At 32.0% G+C, this 715-nt stretch carries 1 protein-coding gene; it reads left to right on the top strand.

Going from position 1 to position 715, the window contains the following annotated elements; all coding sequences use genetic code 11:
- Nucleotides 1–109: 109 nt before the first annotated feature.
- On the top strand, nt 110–715 hold a 606-nt coding region (locus E1I69_RS24275; protein ID WP_136382031.1), incomplete at its 3' end, for a transposase.

Here is a 715-nt window from a genome sequence, read left to right as displayed (position 1 = left end):
GTTTCCAAATAACTGGAAAACCGTAGGTTTTCATAAAAAAATACAAAAAACCCCCGATTTTGGTAAAATAGAGTTGTCGAAAAACTATCACCAAAAAGGGGGATTTTTTATGCTTAAAAGCAGAAAACAATTAAGCATGTACTCAATATTATACAATAAAATACCGGATAATCACATCCTTAAGCTAATGGACGAAGCAGTAGATTTTAGTTTTATTAATGAGCTACTTGAAGATTCATATTCTAAATATTATGGAAGACCAGCCAAAGAACCAGAAATGATGGTCAAATTACTGGTTCTTCAACATCTTTATAAATTATCTGACGAAAGAGTTATAGAAGATGCATCATTAAACCTTGCCTACATGTATTTTCTCGGGATAAACCCAGAAGATGATTTACCACACCCTAGTTTATTGGCAAAGTTTAGAGTACATAGATTGCAAGATGTAACATTAGATGAAATCATATTAAAAGTTGTAGAACAATGTGTAGAAAAAGGCATTATTAAAGACGTTGGAATTAGTATTGATACTACTCATTCTGAGGCAAACACCTTTAAAGCAACCCCTGAAAGAGTTATGAATCAACTAGCTAAAAAAATCTTCAAAACAATCGAGGAAGAGAACGGAGAAGTACCAGAAACAATCAATCAAGAGATTCCTGATTATAAAAATATCGAAGACCATAAAGAAGCTAAAACTACAATGAAAACC

This window comes from Bacillus timonensis (assembly GCF_004799755.1).
GTDB classification, from domain to species: Bacteria; Bacillota; Bacilli; order Bacillales; family Bacillaceae_L; genus Ferdinandcohnia; species Ferdinandcohnia timonensis_A.
Note: the sequence above shows the minus strand (reverse complement) of the source record. Positions and strands in the feature narration are given on the sequence as shown.